The organism is Rhodococcus qingshengii JCM 15477 (genome assembly GCF_023221595.1).
Taxonomy (GTDB): domain Bacteria; phylum Actinomycetota; class Actinomycetes; order Mycobacteriales; family Mycobacteriaceae; genus Rhodococcus_F; species Rhodococcus_F qingshengii.
This window is the reverse complement of sequence record NZ_CP096563.1, coordinates 4,448,030-4,464,195: the sequence shown is the minus strand read 5'-3', so window position 1 is coordinate 4,464,195 and position 16,166 is coordinate 4,448,030. Positions and strand designations below refer to the sequence as shown.

General features: G+C 63.3%; 17 protein-coding genes. 13 read left to right on the top strand and 4 right to left on the bottom strand.

Translation table 11 applies throughout. The features are described 5' to 3' along the window. Nucleotides 1-153 precede the first annotated feature (153 nt). Nucleotides 154-1,143 carry an ABC transporter ATP-binding protein gene (locus tag M0639_RS20240; RefSeq protein WP_058038516.1) on the top strand — a complete coding sequence of 330 codons (990 nt, stop codon included), beginning with the start codon at nt 154-156 and terminating at the stop codon, nt 1,141-1,143. Beyond that, on the top strand, nt 1,143-1,901 hold the full coding sequence (locus M0639_RS20235; RefSeq protein ID WP_065455456.1) for an ABC transporter permease: 759 nt from the start codon (nt 1,143-1,145) through the stop codon (nt 1,899-1,901). Before M0639_RS20240 ends, M0639_RS20235 begins: the two co-directional genes overlap by 1 nt. Before the next feature lie 9 nt (nt 1,902-1,910). Here the strand turns inward: M0639_RS20235 and M0639_RS20230 are convergent, their stop codons facing one another. Continuing rightward, the gene (locus tag M0639_RS20230) at nt 1,911-3,293 is read right to left on the bottom strand and encodes an amino acid permease (protein ID WP_003945184.1); all 1,383 of its coding nucleotides are present in this window, start codon (nt 3,291-3,293) and stop codon (nt 1,911-1,913) included. Continuing rightward, nucleotides 3,293-4,246, bottom strand: a complete 954-nt coding sequence (dapD, locus tag M0639_RS20225; protein WP_019749368.1) for a 2,3,4,5-tetrahydropyridine-2,6-dicarboxylate N-succinyltransferase — start codon at nt 4,244-4,246, stop codon at nt 3,293-3,295. Before dapD ends, M0639_RS20230 begins: the two co-directional genes overlap by 1 nt. Before the next feature lie 49 nt (nt 4,247-4,295). On the opposite strand from dapD, the gene dapE reads away from it, so the two are divergent. The 10 genes from dapE to M0639_RS20175 all read left to right on the top strand — a co-directional run bounded on the left by dapE (nt 4,296) and on the right by M0639_RS20175 (nt 12,745). Beyond that, the gene (dapE, locus tag M0639_RS20220) at nt 4,296-5,366 is read left to right on the top strand and encodes a succinyl-diaminopimelate desuccinylase (RefSeq protein WP_197486221.1); all 1,071 of its coding nucleotides are present in this window, start codon (nt 4,296-4,298) and stop codon (nt 5,364-5,366) included. Nucleotides 5,367-5,382: 16 nt separating this feature from the next. Continuing rightward, nucleotides 5,383-6,186 (top strand): LOG family protein, encoded by an 804-nt coding sequence (locus M0639_RS20215; RefSeq protein ID WP_003945176.1) that lies wholly within the window; start codon nt 5,383-5,385, stop codon nt 6,184-6,186. Then, on the top strand, nt 6,180-6,737 hold the full coding sequence (locus M0639_RS20210; protein WP_003945191.1) for an LOG family protein: 558 nt from the start codon (nt 6,180-6,182) through the stop codon (nt 6,735-6,737). The genes M0639_RS20215 and M0639_RS20210 overlap by 7 nt, the downstream gene beginning before the upstream one ends. Nucleotides 6,738-6,849: 112 nt before the next feature. Then, on the top strand, nt 6,850-8,622 hold the full coding sequence (locus M0639_RS20205; protein WP_058037423.1) for a long-chain-acyl-CoA synthetase: 1,773 nt from the start codon (nt 6,850-6,852) through the stop codon (nt 8,620-8,622). 30 nt (nt 8,623-8,652) lie between these two features. Continuing rightward, nucleotides 8,653-9,552, top strand: a complete 900-nt coding sequence (gene folP, locus M0639_RS20200; RefSeq protein ID WP_064075551.1) for a dihydropteroate synthase — start codon at nt 8,653-8,655, stop codon at nt 9,550-9,552. Next, nucleotides 9,549-10,490 carry a glucosyl-3-phosphoglycerate synthase gene (locus M0639_RS20195; RefSeq protein WP_019749363.1) on the top strand — a complete coding sequence of 314 codons (942 nt, stop codon included), beginning with the start codon at nt 9,549-9,551 and terminating at the stop codon, nt 10,488-10,490. Before folP ends, M0639_RS20195 begins: the two co-directional genes overlap by 4 nt. Before the next feature lie 32 nt (nt 10,491-10,522). Continuing rightward, nucleotides 10,523-10,900, top strand: a complete 378-nt coding sequence (locus tag M0639_RS20190; protein ID WP_003945181.1) for a DivIVA domain-containing protein — start codon at nt 10,523-10,525, stop codon at nt 10,898-10,900. Then, on the top strand, nt 10,900-11,469 hold the full coding sequence (locus tag M0639_RS20185) for a DNA-3-methyladenine glycosylase I (RefSeq protein WP_030536943.1): 570 nt from the start codon (nt 10,900-10,902) through the stop codon (nt 11,467-11,469). The genes M0639_RS20190 and M0639_RS20185 overlap by 1 nt, the downstream gene beginning before the upstream one ends. Before the next feature lie 151 nt (nt 11,470-11,620). Beyond that, nucleotides 11,621-11,788, top strand: a complete 168-nt coding sequence (locus tag M0639_RS20180; protein WP_003945169.1) for a DUF3117 domain-containing protein — start codon at nt 11,621-11,623, stop codon at nt 11,786-11,788. 117 nt (nt 11,789-11,905) lie between these two features. Further along, nucleotides 11,906-12,745: a putative RNA methyltransferase gene (locus M0639_RS20175; protein WP_054801993.1), complete on the top strand. Its 840-nt coding sequence runs from the start codon at nt 11,906-11,908 to the stop codon at nt 12,743-12,745. Between the two features lie 6 nt (nt 12,746-12,751). On the opposite strand, the gene glgA is transcribed toward M0639_RS20175, so the two are convergent. Next, entirely contained in the window at nt 12,752-13,924 is a 1,173-nt protein-coding gene (gene glgA / locus M0639_RS20170) for a glycogen synthase (RefSeq protein ID WP_064075552.1), read from the bottom strand. A gap of 132 nt (nt 13,925-14,056) precedes the next feature. Here glgA and glgC point away from each other — a divergent pair, with 132 nt between their 5' ends. Then, the gene (gene glgC, locus M0639_RS20165; RefSeq protein WP_082893321.1) at nt 14,057-15,271 is read left to right on the top strand and encodes a glucose-1-phosphate adenylyltransferase; all 1,215 of its coding nucleotides are present in this window, start codon (nt 14,057-14,059) and stop codon (nt 15,269-15,271) included. On the opposite strand, the gene M0639_RS20160 is transcribed toward glgC, so the two are convergent. Next, on the bottom strand, nt 15,268-15,903 hold the full coding sequence (locus tag M0639_RS20160; RefSeq protein ID WP_007736091.1) for an O-methyltransferase: 636 nt from the start codon (nt 15,901-15,903) through the stop codon (nt 15,268-15,270). The two genes, glgC and M0639_RS20160, sit on opposite strands and share 4 nt — an antisense overlap. Between the last annotated feature and the right edge of the window lie 263 nt (nt 15,904-16,166).

Below are 16,166 nucleotides of genomic sequence, written 5' to 3'. Positions count from 1 at the left end.
ATGGCCTGTTCAGATACTTGCGTCGTCACTTTTACCCCCCGGTAGTGTCGAACATACATTCGATACTAGCCTCGACAGCGAACGGACGCAACGCCTTTCTCCGTTGGCGTCTGAAAGTTCCGACAGTTCGGTTTTCATGGTTGACTGGTCCTCATGATCGAGCTGAGGGGATTGACCAAGGTTTACGGACCGACGAAAGCGGTGGACGATTTGTCGTTCACGGTCAAGCCGGGCATCGTGACGGGCTTTCTGGGCCCGAACGGTGCTGGTAAGTCGACGACGATGCGGATGATCCTGGGTTTGGATCAGCCGACCTCGGGTGCGGCGTTGATCGAGGGCAAGCCGTACCGGGAGCTCAAGACGCCGTTGCGGACTGTCGGCGCGTTGCTGGATGCGAAGTGGGTGCACCCCAATCGCAGTGCGCGTGCACATCTGCAGTGGATGGCTGCTTCGAACGGGATCCCGAAGTCCCGCGTCGACGAGGTGCTCGGGTTGGTCGGGTTGTCCGAGGTGGCGGGCAAGAAGGCCGGCGGGTTCTCGCTCGGTATGTCGCAGCGTCTGGGGTTGGCGGGTGCGTTGTTGGGGGATCCGAAGGTGTTGTTGTTCGACGAGCCGGTCAACGGTCTCGATCCGGAGGGCATCGTCTGGATTCGTAAGTTCATGCAGCGGTTGGCGGCCGAGGGCCGCACGGTGTTGGTGTCGAGTCACCTTCTGTCGGAGATGGCGCTCACGGCGGAGCAGTTGGTGGTGATCGGTCGGGGTCGGTTGATTTCGGATTCGACGGTCGCGGAGTTCGTGGATCGTTCGTCGGAGTCGACGGTGCGCGTGCGCAGCCCACAGCTCGATGCGTTGCGCAGTGTGTTGCTCTCGCAGGGGCTGACGGTGCGTGAAGACGGTTCCGGCGTTGCCCCGGCATTGGTGGTCGTGGATTCGACCACCGATGTGATCGGTGGGTTGGCTGGTTCGCAGGGAATCGTGTTGTACGAGTTGGCTTCTCAGCAGGGGTCGCTCGAGGATGCGTTCATGAAGTTGACCGGGGACGATGTCCAGTACCACGCATCCGGTATCGATCCGGGTGTCGGTGCACACCACGCAAATACACAGCAGGCAAACACGCAGCAGGCTATGGGAGGTGCACTGTAATGGCTGTTCTCAGTGCTGAACGTATCAAGATCACCACGACCAAGTCGCCGCTGTGGTGCACGATCATCATCATCGTGCTCGGGTTGGGACTCGCTACCGTTTTCGGACTGAGCGCCAAGTCGTCGCTCAGCAGCCCCAACGGTGCAATGATGCCGACAGTTTCGGGGGCACTCAGTGGAGTGACCGGCTTCGGTGTGTTGGTTCTGATGATCATGGCGGCTCTCGCGATCACCAGCGAATATCGTTTCGGGACCATCCGCACCACCTTCCAGGCAGTTCCGAACCGCGCCTCGGTGCTCGTCGCCAAAGCGGGCCTCATCGGTGGGTTCGGAGCGGTGCTGACTCTCGTGTTGTCGTTCGGCGCCTTCGCCCTCACGAAGGCCACGGCAGGTGACGCCGGAAGATTCTTGACTCTGTCCGGCGACGAGAACTGGCGGGTCGTCTACGGAACACCGATCTACGCGTTCTTCTGCGTAGTTCTAGCAGTCGGAGTGGGCGCGTTGCTCCGGCAGTCTGCAGGTGCGATCGCATTATTGCTGTTGTGGCCCTTGCTGATCGAGAATCTTTTCAACCTGTTCGGAAGTATCGGCGAGAAGATCATGCCGTTCCTGCCGTTCATGAACGCCAACAACTTTCTCGGTTCCAGCGGTGGCGTCGATTTCCACTGGGGACCCTGGGGCAGCCTGATCTACTTCGCCCTTTTCGTACTCGTCGTATTCGGTCTCAGCATCGTCGTCGTGAACAGGCGGGATGCATAGGCACACGGATCAGACGGGCTGATTCTGCTTACGCCAACGGGCGTTCAGGAAACCCAATGCCGCGATCACGAGGAACAACACGGTGGTCGAGATCAACTGTGCACGGGCATCGGCGTCGAAGAGCATGAGGACGACGAACACACCGAGCATCGCGAGTGTCGCGTAGCTCAGATACGGGAACAGCCACATCCGAACCGTCAGCTTGCCCGACGCTTCGAGTTGTTTACGCAGTCGCAGATGCGAGACGACGATGAAGATCCAGATGACCAGCAGCGCAGCGCCGACTGCGTTGAGCAGGATGCCGAGCAGGTCGTCGGGGAGCAGCCAGTTGAGCAGGACGCTGACGAAGCCGAAGAACACCGACAGCAGAACGGCATTGGTCGGAACTCCGGTGCTCGACAATTTCGCCATGAAGGCGGGTCCGTCGCCGCGGCGCGAAAGTGAGAACGCCATGCGAGAGGTGCCGTAGATGTTGGCGTTGAAGGCGGAAAGCAACGCCACCACTACGACGAGTTCCATGAACCCGGCAACGCCTGGAATGTTCGCCTTGTTCAGGACGGCCACAAACGGGCCGCTCTCGAGTTCGGGGTCGTTCCAGGGCAGCACCAGAACCATGATCGAGATGGCGCCGATGTAGAAGACGCTGATGCGCCACACGACGCTCCGGACAGCGACGGCGATGGAGCGTTCCGGATTCTCGGATTCGGCTGCGGCGATGGTGACGATCTCGATCCCACCGAAGGCGAATGCCACGACGAGAAGTCCTGCGGCAATGCCGGACAATCCATTGGGCATGAAGCCGCCCTGCCCGAACAGATTGCTCGTACCGACCGGATCGGTATCGGGGAGGATGCCGAACACCAGCAGGACACCGATGATCAGGAAGCCGATGATGACGGTGACTTTGATTGCGGCGAACCAGAACTCGAACTCACCGAAGTTGCTGACTTTCGCCAGGTTCACCACGGCGAAGAACACCACGAAAACCAGGGCGACAACCCATTGCGGGATCGACGGCACCCAGTCGTTCACGATCGCCGAAGCCCCGGTGATCTCGGCGCCCAGCACCATGATCAGCATGAACCAGTAGAGCCAGCCCATCACGAAGCCGGCCCACTCGCCGATCCCCAGGCGCGCGTAGTGAGAGAAGGAACCGCTGGCCGGGATCGCGGCGCCCATCTCGCCGAGCATGCGCATCACGAACACCACGACGGCGCCCGCAAGGATGTAGGAGATCAGGACGGCCGGCCCGGCCTTGGCGATACCGACGCCGGTTCCGAGGAACAGGCCGGCGCCGATGGCCGAGCCCAGGCCCATCATCGTCAGATGGCGGACCTTGAGACCGTGGCCGAGAGCAGTGGTTGTTCCGTCGGAGACGTCGGTGCTACTCATCAGTCGTTGGCGTGCAAGGCAGCGTTCAGTTCGACGCCGGTGCCCTTCCACGGCACGACCTCGACGGCACCCGAGACCGAGTTACGACGGAAGAGAAGGTTCGACTTGCCGCTCAGTTCCTTGGCCTTGACGACGGTTCCGTCCGGGCCGGTGACCTTGGTGCCGGCGGTGACGTAGAGGCCCGCTTCGAGGACGCAGTCGTCGCCGAGCGAAATGCCGAGGCCGGCGTTTGCACCGAGGAGGCAGCGCTTGCCGAGGGAGATCGTTTCCTTGCCTCCACCGGAGAGGGTGCCCATGATCGAGGCGCCGCCGCCCACATCGGATCCGTCGTCGACGACGACGCCCGCGGAGATGCGGCCTTCGACCATCGAGTTGCCGAGGGTGCCGGCGTTGAAGTTGACGAAGCCCTCGTGCATGACGGTCGTTCCGCTGGCGAGGTGTGCACCGAGTCGGACACGGTCCGCGTCACCGATGCGGACTCCGGACGGCACGACGTAGTCGACCATGCGGGGGAACTTGTCGACGCTGAACACGGTCACGACGCCGCGGATGCGCAGACGCGAGCGAACCTGCTCGAAACCTTCGACGGCGCACGGGCCGAAGTTGGTCCACACGACGTTGCTGAGCAGGCCGAACTGGCCGTCGAGGTTGACACCGTGGGGTGCGACGAGACGGTGCGAGAGGAGATGGAGGCGCAGGTAGACGTCATGTGCGTCGACCGGCGCCTTGGAGAGATCGGCGATGGTGGTGCGCACGACGACCTGCGATACCTCGCGAGCGTCATCAGTGCCTGCCAGCAGTGCAAGATCGGAAGGAATATCTGTTCCCTCGACGTTCTCGGTACCGGTCTTGTCGAATGTTCCCAGCTCCGGTGCCGGGAACCAGGTGTCGAGGACGGTTCCGTCCGCGGTCACGTTGGCGATACCTACTGCTGTTGCTCCCTGTGCGCTCACGGGACTAGAGATTACTGGGTGGTGGGTGCACCGGCCTAGGCTGGTGCGTGTGAGCATCCTCGATCTTGCTTCGGACCCCATCGACTTGACGGCCGCCCTGGTCGACATCCCCAGCGTCTCGCACGACGAATCCGTCATTGCGCAGGCTGTCGAGGATGCGCTGCGTGAGCAGACTTCGGGCTTCGAGATCATCCGCAACGGCAATGCCGTGTTGGCGCGTACGTCGCGTGGTTTGCCCAGTCGGGTCATGCTCGCCGGACATCTGGATACGGTGCCGATCGCGGACAACGTTCCTTCGCGGCGTGACGGCGACATCCTGCTCGGCTGCGGGACCGTGGACATGAAGTCGGGCGACGCGGTCTTCCTACACCTTGCGGCCACCATCGAGAACCTGGCCCACGATCTGACCCTCGTCTTCTACGACTGCGAAGAGATCGCCGCAACGTACAACGGCCTGGGACGGATCGAACGCGAGATCCCGCAATGGCTCGCGGCGGACGTCGCAATTCTCGGTGAGCCGACGGCCGGTTTCATCGAGGCCGGGTGTCAGGGCACGATGCGGGTGCGGTTGACGGCTTCGGGAACTCGCGCCCATTCGGCCAGGTCCTGGCTGGGGGACAATGCCATTCACAAGTTCGGCGGAGCGTTGGAGCGGTTGTCGAGTTACCAGCCGCGCTCGGTCGACATCGACGGTTGCGGCTACCGCGAGGGCTTGTCGGCGGTGCGGATCTCCGGTGGCGTCGCCGGAAACGTCGTCCCGGACGAAGCCGAGATGGACGTCAACTTCCGATTCGCACCCGATCGCAGCGAGGTACAAGCCGAGGCACACGTGCGCGAAGTGTTCGACGGTCTGGGCCTCGGATTCGAGGTCACCGACTCCTCGCCTGGCGCGCTGCCCGGCTTGGCGAACCCGTCCGCTGCCGCCCTGATCGAGGCGGCCGGTGGTCAGTTCCGTGCGAAGTACGGGTGGACCGACGTGTCCAGGTTCTCGGCACTCGGCATTCCTGCCGTGAACTACGGACCGGGTGATCCGAACCTCGCGCACAAGCGCGACGAGCACGTTCCGGTGCAGCAGATCACCGACGTCGCGGCCGTGCTGAGGAAGTATCTGTCGGCCTGACCGTTAGCCTTGCCGCATGGCACCAGAGAAGAATTCGGCTTCGAAGAAGCAGAGCTCGTCGATCAAGCACCGCGGGCCGGTTCAACTTCGACGCAAGCGCAAGGACGAGAAGACCACGACGGATCAGCGCTTGCTCGACAAGCGCGGACCCACGGATTGGGTACACACCGATCCGTGGCGTGTGCTGCGTATCCAGAGCGAATTCATCGAAGGTTTCGGCGCACTCGCCGAGGTCCCGCGTGCGGTGACGGTGTTCGGTTCGGCCCGCACCACGGTCGATCATCCCGAGTACCAATCCGGGCGCGAGCTGGGAACGGCGTTGGCCGAGGCCGGGTACGCCGTCATCACCGGTGGTGGGCCAGGAGTGATGGAAGCTGCCAACCGCGGTTGCAGTGAGGCCGGCGGGTACTCGATCGGCCTCGGCATCGAGTTGCCGTTCGAGCAGGGACTCAACGAGTGGGTGGATCTCGGAATCAACTTCCGGTACTTCTTCGCACGCAAGACGATGTTCGTGAAGTACTCCCAGGCATTCATCTGCCTGCCGGGTGGCTTCGGAACACTCGACGAGCTGTTCGAGGCACTCACCCTGGTGCAGACCCACAAGGTCACGCGCTTCCCGATCGTCCTGTTCGGTACCGAGTACTGGTCCGGACTCGTCGATTGGATCCGCGGCACCCTCGAGCGTGACGGCAAGATTTCCGAAGGTGACGTGAACTTGCTGCACGTCACCGACAGTGTGGAAGAAGCAGTACGAATCGTCCTCAACGCCGACAAGGGCGTCGACGAGGCCGCAGATCTGGGGAAAGAAGAAGAATGGTGACCGATTCCGACAAGAAGTACTCGATCTGCGTCTACTGCGCGTCGGGTCCGGTGGACGAATCGTTCCTGGCGTTGGCTGCCGAGGTGGGAACCGCGATCGGTCGACGCGGATGGCAGTTGGTCTCGGGTGGCGGCAACGTGTCGATGATGGGCGCTGTCGCCGAGTCCGCTCGCGCGGCGGGTGCCTGGACCGTCGGCGTCATCCCGAAGGCCTTGGTGCACAAGGAAGTTGCCGACGTCGATGCCGACGAGCTGATCGTCACGGACACCATGCGCGAACGCAAGAAGCTGATGGAAGACCACGCCGACGCGTTCATCACGCTGCCCGGCGGAATCGGGACGCTGGAAGAGTTGTTCGAGACGTGGACAGCCGGCTACCTGGGAATGCACGAGAAACCTGTCGTGATGCTCGATCCCGTCGGCCACTTCACCGGCCTGCTCGAGTGGTTGAACAAGCTCGACGGGACCGGCTTCGTCGGGCGTCAGGCGCTGGACACTCTGCTGGTGAGGACGGACGTCGAGGCCGCGCTCGACGCGTGCGTCAAATCCTGATCAGACGCGTGCGTGAAACCCTGACCTGGGGCATGGCGGGCTTTATTACCGTGCAGTAAGGTGGCCGCAGACTGGGCGGCCGAATGGGCGCCGGATACGTGTTAGGGGAGCCATGAGTTCGGAAGCCCGTTCGACCGTCGGCCTGCTCGATCTGGCGGCAAAACTGCCGTCGATGATCACCGAGGTGCCGATCCTGGCGCGGGGGGCCGCCGGGCTCACCCGTAAGCCTTCGGCCAAGGAATCGATCGGGTTGATCTTCCAGAAGGCCGCGCACGCGCACCCGTCGCGCCCGTTCATCCGGTTCGAGGGCCACGCGACCAGTTACGCGGAAGCCAACGAACTGGTGAACCGCTACGCGGACGTTCTCCGTGGTCGAGGAGTCGACCGCGGAGACGTCGTCGGAGTGCTGGCAAAGAACACTCCCGAAGCGCTGTTGATCGCCTTGGCCGCGGTAAAACTCGGCGCGGCAGCGGGCATGCTGAACTACAACCAGCGCGACGACGTTCTGGCACACAGCCTTACGCTCCTCGACGCGCGGGTCCTGGTGGTCGCCGACGAGTGCGAAGAAGCCCTCGAATCGTTGCCCGCCGGATTTAGCGGACCGAACCAACTTCTCGTCAGCGAACTCGCGGATCTGGCGAAGACGGCTGATCCGTCCAACCCCGCGGTCACCGCCGAGGTGCTGGCAAAGGAGAAGGCGTTCTACATCTTCACCTCGGGCACCACCGGAATGCCCAAGGCCAGCTTGATGACTCACTTCCGTTGGTTGAAGTCGATGTCGGGGCTCGGGTTGATGGGCGTGCGCTTGCGCGGCTCGGACACCCTGTACTGCTGCCTGCCGCTCTACCACAACAACGCGTTGACGGTCTCGCTGTCCTCGGTGCTCGCGTCCGGTGCGACAATCGCGATCGGACGTCAGTTCTCGGCCTCGCGGTTCTGGGACGACATCGCACTCAACAAGGCGACCGCGTTCACCTACATCGGCGAACTGTGCCGCTATCTGCTCAACCAGCCGGTCAAGCCGACCGACAGCGACAATGCTGTTCGGCTGATGGTGGGTAACGGTCTGCGCCCTGAGATCTGGGCCGAATTCACCCAGCGGTTCGGCATACCCCGCGTCGCCGAGTTCTACGGTGCGAGCGAATGCAACATCGCGTTCGTCAACGCACTCAACGTCGACAAGACAGCAGGCATCTGCCCGTTGCCGCACGCCGTCGTGGAGTTCGACGAGGACACCGGAAAAGCGTTGCGTGGAGCCGACGGTCGACTCCGCAAGGTTTCCACGGGTCAGGTCGGACTCCTGCTGTCGAAGGTCACCGACCGGGCGCCTTTCGACGGTTACACCGACGAAGCGGCGAGCAACAGCAAACTGGTACGCGGCGGATTCAAGGACGACGACACCTGGTTCGACACCGGAGACCTGGTGCGCAAGCAGGGATGGGGCCACGTCGCCTTCGTCGACCGCCTCGGCGACACCTTCCGTTGGAAGGGAGAGAACGTTGCCACCACGGAGGTCGAGGGCGCGCTGAGTTCGCATCCGGCCGTCGAAGAAGCAGTTGTCTACGGCGTCGAGATTCCTGGTACCGACGGGCGCGCGGGCATGGCGGCGGTGAAGTTACGTGACAGTCAGAGTTTCGAGGGCAGCGAAGTCGCGGCTCATCTCTACGGCAAGCTTCCCAACTACGCGGTCCCGCTGTTCATCCGCATCGTCGACTCACTCGAACACACCAGCACTTTCAAGTCGCGCAAGGTGGAATTGCGCAACGAGGGCTACGACGTCGGCGCCGACACTCTGCACGTTCTCGAAGGCCGTGAGGGTGGTTACGTGGACTCGTACGACGAATACGTCGGAAAGGTCGCGGCGGGCTCGGTACCCAAGGGCTAGACCGAGTTCCGTCATGCCAGTATGAGTGGCATGTCTTCACTCCCCGGTGCTACCGCGCAGCCAGGTCCGGCGCCCACCCTGTGTGGGCGTCCGGTCGCGGTCGACCGTGCACTGGTGATGGCCATCGTCAACCGCACTCCCGATTCCTTCTACGACCAAGGCGCGACGTTCTCGGATTCGGCAGCGATGGCTGCCGTCGACAGGGCCGTCGACGAGGGCGCCGATCTGGTGGACATCGGGGGAGTGAAAGCTGGGCCCGGTGACCTCGTCGACGCCGACGAAGAGGTCAGGCGGGTCGTTCCGTTCGTCGCCGCGATCAGAGCCAAGTACCCCGAGCAGATCATCAGCGTCGACACCTGGCGGAGCGGCGTCGCGCGGTTGGCACGCGCCGAAGGCGCCGACCTGATCAACGACACGTGGGCGGGTGCGGATCCCGACCTCGTCCTGGTTGCTGCCGAGACTGGTGCCGGGATCGTCTGCTCGCACACGGGTGGCGCGGTTCCGCGCACCCGCCCGCATCGTGTCCGCTACGACGACGTCGTCGCAGATGTGGTCACCGAGGTCGTGTCGGCGGCAGAGCGCGCCCTGGCACTCGGGGTTCCGCGTGACGCGATCCTGATCGATCCCACCCACGATTTCGGTAAGAACACCTTCCACGGGCTCGAGTTGTTGCGGAAAGTGGACGTTCTTGTAAACACCGGGTGGCCAGTGCTGATGGCGCTGAGTAATAAGGACTTCATCGGGGAGACTCTTGGTGTGGAGCTTTCCGAGAGGTTGGAGGGAACATTGGCAGCGACAGCAATGGCCGCGGCGGGCGGCGCCCGGGTGTTCCGTGTTCACGAGGTGGCGTCCACCCGTCGAGTAGTCGACATGGTGGCCGCGATCCAGGGACGCCGTGCCCCGGTACGTACGGTTCGAGGTCTGGCATGAGCATCACCGGTGCGGGCCCGACCCGCGTATGGGCAGAAGCCAACAGTTGGGACCATCCGAGTTGGACGGTCGCCGAACTCGAACGGGCGAAGGGGGGCCGAACCGTCTCGGTGGTGTTGCCCGCGCTCAACGAAGAGGACACCGTTGCTGCGGTGGTCGACACCATTCATCCGTTGCTCGGTGGCCTGGTCGACGAGTTGATCGTTCTCGATTCCGGTTCGACCGACCGTACCGCCGAGCGTGCTCGCGCGGCGGGGGCGACGGTGATCAGTCGTGAGAGCGCAGTCCCGTCCATCCCGCCGACCGCGGGCAAGGGTGAGGTGCTGTGGCGTTCGGTCGCCGCAACGACCGGCGATCTGATCGCATTCGTCGACTCCGATCTCATCAATCCCGATCCGGCGTTCGTGCCCAAACTGCTGGGGCCGCTGCTCACGGTTGACGGCATCCATCTGGTGAAGGGTTACTACCGCCGTCCGCTGCGCGTGAGCGGCACGGAGGATGCCAACGGCGGCGGGCGAGTCACGGAATTGGTTGCGCGGCCCATGTTGGCCGCGCTGCGGCCGGAACTCACGTCGGTACTGCAACCGCTTGGCGGTGAATACGCGGGCACCCGTGAGCTGCTGTCCGCTGTCCCGTTCGCGCCCGGCTACGGCGTCGAGATCGGTTTGCTGCTCGACACGTACGACACGTTGGGGCTGGCGGCGATCGGTCAGGTCAATCTCGGTGTGCGCAAGCATCGCAACCGGCCGCTCGCCGACCTCGGTGTGATGAGCCGGCAGATCATCGGAACGATGCTCAGGCGGTGCGGGATCGAGGATTCGGGTGCCGGGTTGACCCAATTCCTGGTCGACGGCGATTCTTTCGTGCCCGAGACCACCGAGGTTTCGCTACTCGATCGACCCCCGATGAATTCGATAGTGCGCACCGCGGGGGTCTGACCGCTCACACTCGGGTATGGGAGTATCGGTCCATGATGACGATCCTCCTGTACCTGATTGTCATGGCACTGGTCGGCGCGATGATCTTCCTCGCCGCCAGTGCTGTGTTCGGGCGCTCGGAAGAGCTGCCGCCACTGCCTCCTGGCACGACGGCGACCGTACTCCCGGCAGAGGACGTCACCGGGGCGGATGTCGACGCGCTGCGTTTTCAGCAGGTGCTGCGTGGCTACAAGGCGAGTGAAGTGGATTGGGCCCTGCATCGCCTCGGGTTGGAAATCGATTCTCTGCGTGCACAACTGGGCCGTGACGAGCGATCTGAGGTCCTGGTGAAAGCGGATGCTCCGGCCAAGGCCGAAGCATCGCAGGAGGAGCCTGAGACCGTATCCGAATCGAAGGATTCCCAGGGCTGATGGCCGACGGACTCGTTCGGTGCGGCTGGGTGGTCGAGACGCCCGGCGACACGCTCTACCGCGACTATCACGACGAGGAGTGGGGGCGTCCGCTGCACGGGCGCGACGAACTGTTCGAACGACTCGCCCTCGAAGCATTCCAATCGGGACTTTCGTGGATCACGATTCTGCGCAAACGCGAGGCGTTCCGCGAAGCCTTCGACGGGTTCGATCCGGACAAGGTCGCAGCGTACGGAGTTGCGGATGTCGAGAGATTGCTCTCCGATGCCGCGATCGTCCGCAATCGCGCGAAGATCGAGGCGACGATTTCCAACGCCCGAGTGCTCGTGAATTCGCCCGATCTGGACCTCGATTCGTTACTCTGGTCGTTCTCACCGCCTCGACGCACCAGAAGACTGACATCAATTGCAGAGGTTCCCGCGGTCACTCCCGAGTCGACTGCCATGGCTAAGGAACTCAAGCGGCGCGGGTTCAAGTTTGTGGGTCCTACCACGGCTTATGCGCTCATGCAGGCTACCGGAATGGTCGATGATCACGTGGCTGATTGCTGGGTTCCGGTGCAGGTGTGACGGTCGACTGAACACCCCTAAATGTGACTCAGATTCCCGGTTCCCGCATCCATAGGGAACAATGGAGGGTACGAGCCTCGCTGATTGTTGGCGGGGCGCACCGTTAGTCGAGGCGCAGAGCAATGCAGCGCAGATCTGGAGGGAGCAGAGGATGGCGGCCATGAAGCCCCGGACCGGGGACGGTCCCCTCGAAGCAACCAAAGAGGGACGAGGAATCGTCATGCGGGTTCCACTCGAGGGTGGCGGACGCCTCGTCGTCGAGCTGACCCCGGATGAAGCTGCAGCGCTCGGTGTGGAACTCACGAACGTCACCAGCTAGTCGGGTCCAGGTTGTAGCAGTACAAACAACAGCACGTGATTGCACGCAGGCTCCGTATCCGTTTCGGTACGGGGCCTGAAGTGTGTGCGCACCGCCGGTAGCCGAAAGGACGGATCAATGCTTGCCGCCGTGATCGATCTTCTGTCCTGCCCGCAGTGTGCTGCTGATCTGGAATTGGTGGACGGCGCCGCCGAGTGCGACCGCGGACATCGATTCGATATCGCTCGCCAGGGTTACGTGAGCCTGATCAGTGGCGGTGCCACGAAGTTCACCGGCGACAGTGCCGAGATGATTGCCGCGCGTGCACGATTGCTCGGCGCCGGCCACTTCGGCCCGCTGATGGATGCCGTCACCCGAGCCTGCGCGACGACGGCGAAGTCGGATCCCGCGCGGATCGTCGAAATCGGCGCAGGCACAGGACAATACCTCGCACACGTCGTGGATTCGCTGCCTGATTCTCGGGCGATAGCCTTGGACGTGTCCAAGTTCGCGGCCCGGCGTGCCGCGAAGGTCCACGAAAGAATCGGTTCGATCGTCGCAGACGTCTGGCAACCACTGCCCATTCGCGACGGAGCGCTCTCTCACGTGCTCTGTGTGTTCGCTCCTCGTAACGGTCCGCAGTCCCATCGAGTTCTCGCCGAAGACGGCGTTCTGGTGGTCCTGACGCCCACCGACAGGCATCTGCGCGAGCTGATCGACATTCTCGCGATGGTCCGGGTCGACGACCGCAAAGTGGAACGTCTCGAATCGTCGATGGCCGGATACTTCGAGCGTGTGAGTAGCGACGAGGTCGAGTTCACGATGTCACTCTCACACCAGGACGTCCTCGACTTGGTGGGGATGGGACCGTCGGCGAGACACCTGACGCCCGCCGATCTGGCTGCCGCCGTGGCGAAGCTGCCGCAGCCGAGCACCGTCACCGCGTCGGCGACGGTCTCGACCTATCGCAAGATCTGACGCGGATCAGCGTCTCGTGACGGCGTCCGCGTAGACCTCGAGCGTCTGCTTGGCGATTTCGGCCCAGGAGAACTCGTCGATCGCACGGATCCTGCCCGCACGACCCATCGCGTCGGCGCCTTCTCGGTCGGCGACAACGGCATTGACGGTGGCCGCGAGCGATTCCTCGAATGCGGTCGGCTCGTAGGCGTTGTAGTGCACGAGTCGACCGGTGACGCCGTCGGCGACCACCTCGGGGATGCCGCCGACGTCGGAAGCGACCACGGCGGTCTCACACGCCATGGCTTCGAGATTGACGATCCCGAGGGGTTCGTACACCGAAGGGCAGACGAATACCGTTGCTGCCGAAAGTATTTCCCTGATCTGCTCGGTCGGGAGCATCTCGCGCACCCAGTAGACATTGCCCCGGTGCCGGGCGAGTTCGGCCACCGCCTTCTCCGTCTCGGCGGCGATCTCCGGCGTATCGGGAGCGCCGGCGCACAGCACGAGCTGAATCTCCGGGTCGAAGTGGTGGGCTGCCGCGACGAGGTGCCCGACGCCCTTCTGCCTCGTGATGCGTCCGACAAAGGCCACGATGGGTTTTGCCGGGTCGACGCCGATCGACGCGAGTGCGGACTGTGCTCCCGGCGCAGATCCCCCGGGATGCCATACCTCGGTGTCGATTCCGTTGCGGACTACGTGAACGCGACTCGGATCGACAGCGGGGTACGCGTCGAGGACGTCGAGTCGCATACCGGAACTGACGGCGATGATCGCGTCTGCGTGCTCGACGGCGTTGCGTTCGGACCACGACGAGATCCGATAGCCGCCGCCTAGCTGTTCGGCCTTCCACGGGCGTCTGGGCTCGAGTGAGTGCGCGGTGAGGATGTGCGGCACGTCGTAGAGAGCCGACGCGAGATGCCCGGCCAGTCCGGTGTACCAGGTGTGGGAGTGGACGATGTCGACACCGGCCGCGGCGTCCGCCATGCGCAGTTCGGTGGAGAGCGTCGTCAGGGCCGGGTTGGATCCGGCGAGAGCGGGGTCGGGAGAGTGGACGATCGCGCCTTCGCGCGGGGCGCCCATGCAGTGCACGTCGACCTCGCACAGCCGTTTCATCTGAGCGACGAGCTCGGTTACGTGTACTCCTGCGCCGCCGTAGATCTCCGGCGGGTATTCCTTGGTCATCATCGCGACTCGCACGCGCTAAACCTAACCGCCCGTGGTCGATCCGGCTACCGATCACGTTATCCCCGACCGTTCGGAGGGGGACACGATCGGACCTCTCGGACTGCTTCGCTAGCGGGAGTTCACCAGTGCGGATAGGTTAGCGGTGTGAGAAGCCAGCCGCATGTGCTTGGAATCGTGCTCGCCGGGGGCGAGGGCAAACGCTTGTATCCGCTGACCGCGGACAGAGCGAAGCCCGCAGTGCCCTTCGGAGGTGCATATCGACTTATCGACTTCGTGTTGAGCAACCTTGTCAACGCGGGATATCTGCGTATTTGTGTGTTGACGCAATACAAGTCACATTCACTCGACCGCCACATTTCGCAGACGTGGCGATTGTCCGGGTTCGCGGGTGAGTACATCACCCCGGTCCCGGCCCAGCAGCGGCTCGGGCCGCGCTGGTACACCGGCAGTGCCGATGCAATCCTGCAGTCGCTCAATCTCGTTTACGACGAGGACCCCGAGTACATCGTGGTTTTCGGTGCCGACCACGTGTACCGGATGGATCCGGAACAGATGGTTCAGCACCACATCGAATCCGGGGCAGGCGTGACGGTCGCGGGTATTCGTGTACCGCGAAGTGAGGCTTTTGCTTTCGGCTGCATCGACAGTGACGAGTCCGGACGCATCACCCAGTTCCTGGAAAAGCCCGCCCATCCTCCCGGGACACCGGACGACCCCAATTCGACGTTCGCGTCCATGGGTAACTATGTGTTCACCACCAAGGTACTCGTGGACGCCATCCGCGCTGATTCAGAGAATTCCGATTCCGATCACGACATGGGCGGAGACATCATTCCCGCCTTGGTCGCCGCGGGTGAGGCGTCGGTCTACGACTTCAAGGACAACGTCGTTCCCGGTGCCACTGATCGAGACCGCGGCTACTGGCGTGACGTCGGTACCCTCGACGCCTTCTACGACGCTCACATGGACCTGGTGTCGGTGCACCCGATCTTCAATCTCTACAACCGTCGCTGGCCCATCCGCGGCGCCACCGAGAATCTCGCGCCCGCAAAGTTCGTGAAGGGCGGACTCGCGCAGGAATCGGTGGTCGGTGCTGGGTCGATCCTGTCCGCGGCGACCGTGCGCAATTCGGTACTCAGTTCCAACGTGATGATCGAGGACGGTGCGACCGTCGAGGGCAGCGTGCTGATGCCGGGTGTGCGCATCGGCAAGGGTGCCGTCGTACGGCGAGCGATCCTCGACAAGAACATCGTCGTCGGTGACGGCGAAATCATCGGCGTCGATCTCGAACGTGACCGCGAACGATTTGCCGTCAGTCAGGGTGGCGTCGTCGCCATCGGTAAGGGCGTCTGGATCTAGAGCTTGCTCGCGCAGAGGAGGCCGTCACCGAGGGGGAGGAGGACTCGAATGAGTCGCTCGTCCTCGGTCACGGCCTTTGCCGCTTCTCGGACCGCAACCGTTGTCGCGTCGCGTGCGGAGCTGTCTGCAACGCGGCCGTCGGCCAGGGCGTTGTGCAGAACGATGACACCGCCGGAGCGCAGCAGGCGGACACCTTCGCGGACGTAGTGCGGGTGGTCGATCGCGGCGCAGTCGACGAACACCAGGTCGTAGCCGCCGTCCGCGAGCCGGGGAAGCACGTCGAGAGCCCGTCCGTTGATCAGGCGAGTGCGTGCCGGAGCGATTCCGCTTTCGCGGAAGGTCAGCTTGGCGGCCCGCTGATGTTCGGGTTCGCTGTCGATCGTGGTCAGGACGCCGTCGTCGCGCATTCCGTGCAGAAGCCACAGGCTGCTCACGCCGGCTCCGGTACCCACCTCGACGGCCGTCTTCGCGTCGAGCATCCTCGCGAACATCGCGAGCGTCGCACCGACGGCGGGCGTCACCGGATGGGCTCCGAGATCCAGCGCTCGATCTCGCGCCGCGGTCAAAATCTCGTCCTCGGAAACTACGTCCTCGACGTGGCGGAGTATCTGTTCGGCGTGGGTCACGCTCATGAGGTTATCGGGCGGTTCGGATTGTCGCTGCAAGGCGCGCAGTCACCAGGATTCTCAGGAATCCCTCAGGCTCCTCATATGGCGTGCACACCGCGATGAGAAAAGGTGTATACATCGCCGGATCGAAGATCGCACGGCGGTATCGATTTCTACCAAGTTGATCTTTCGCAGCTCGGTGATCGGGAACAAATCACAGCATCGGCTGGTTCTCCCGAATATCGCGCATCACGTGATTCGGACAACGCGGTGATCGAACTACGCGA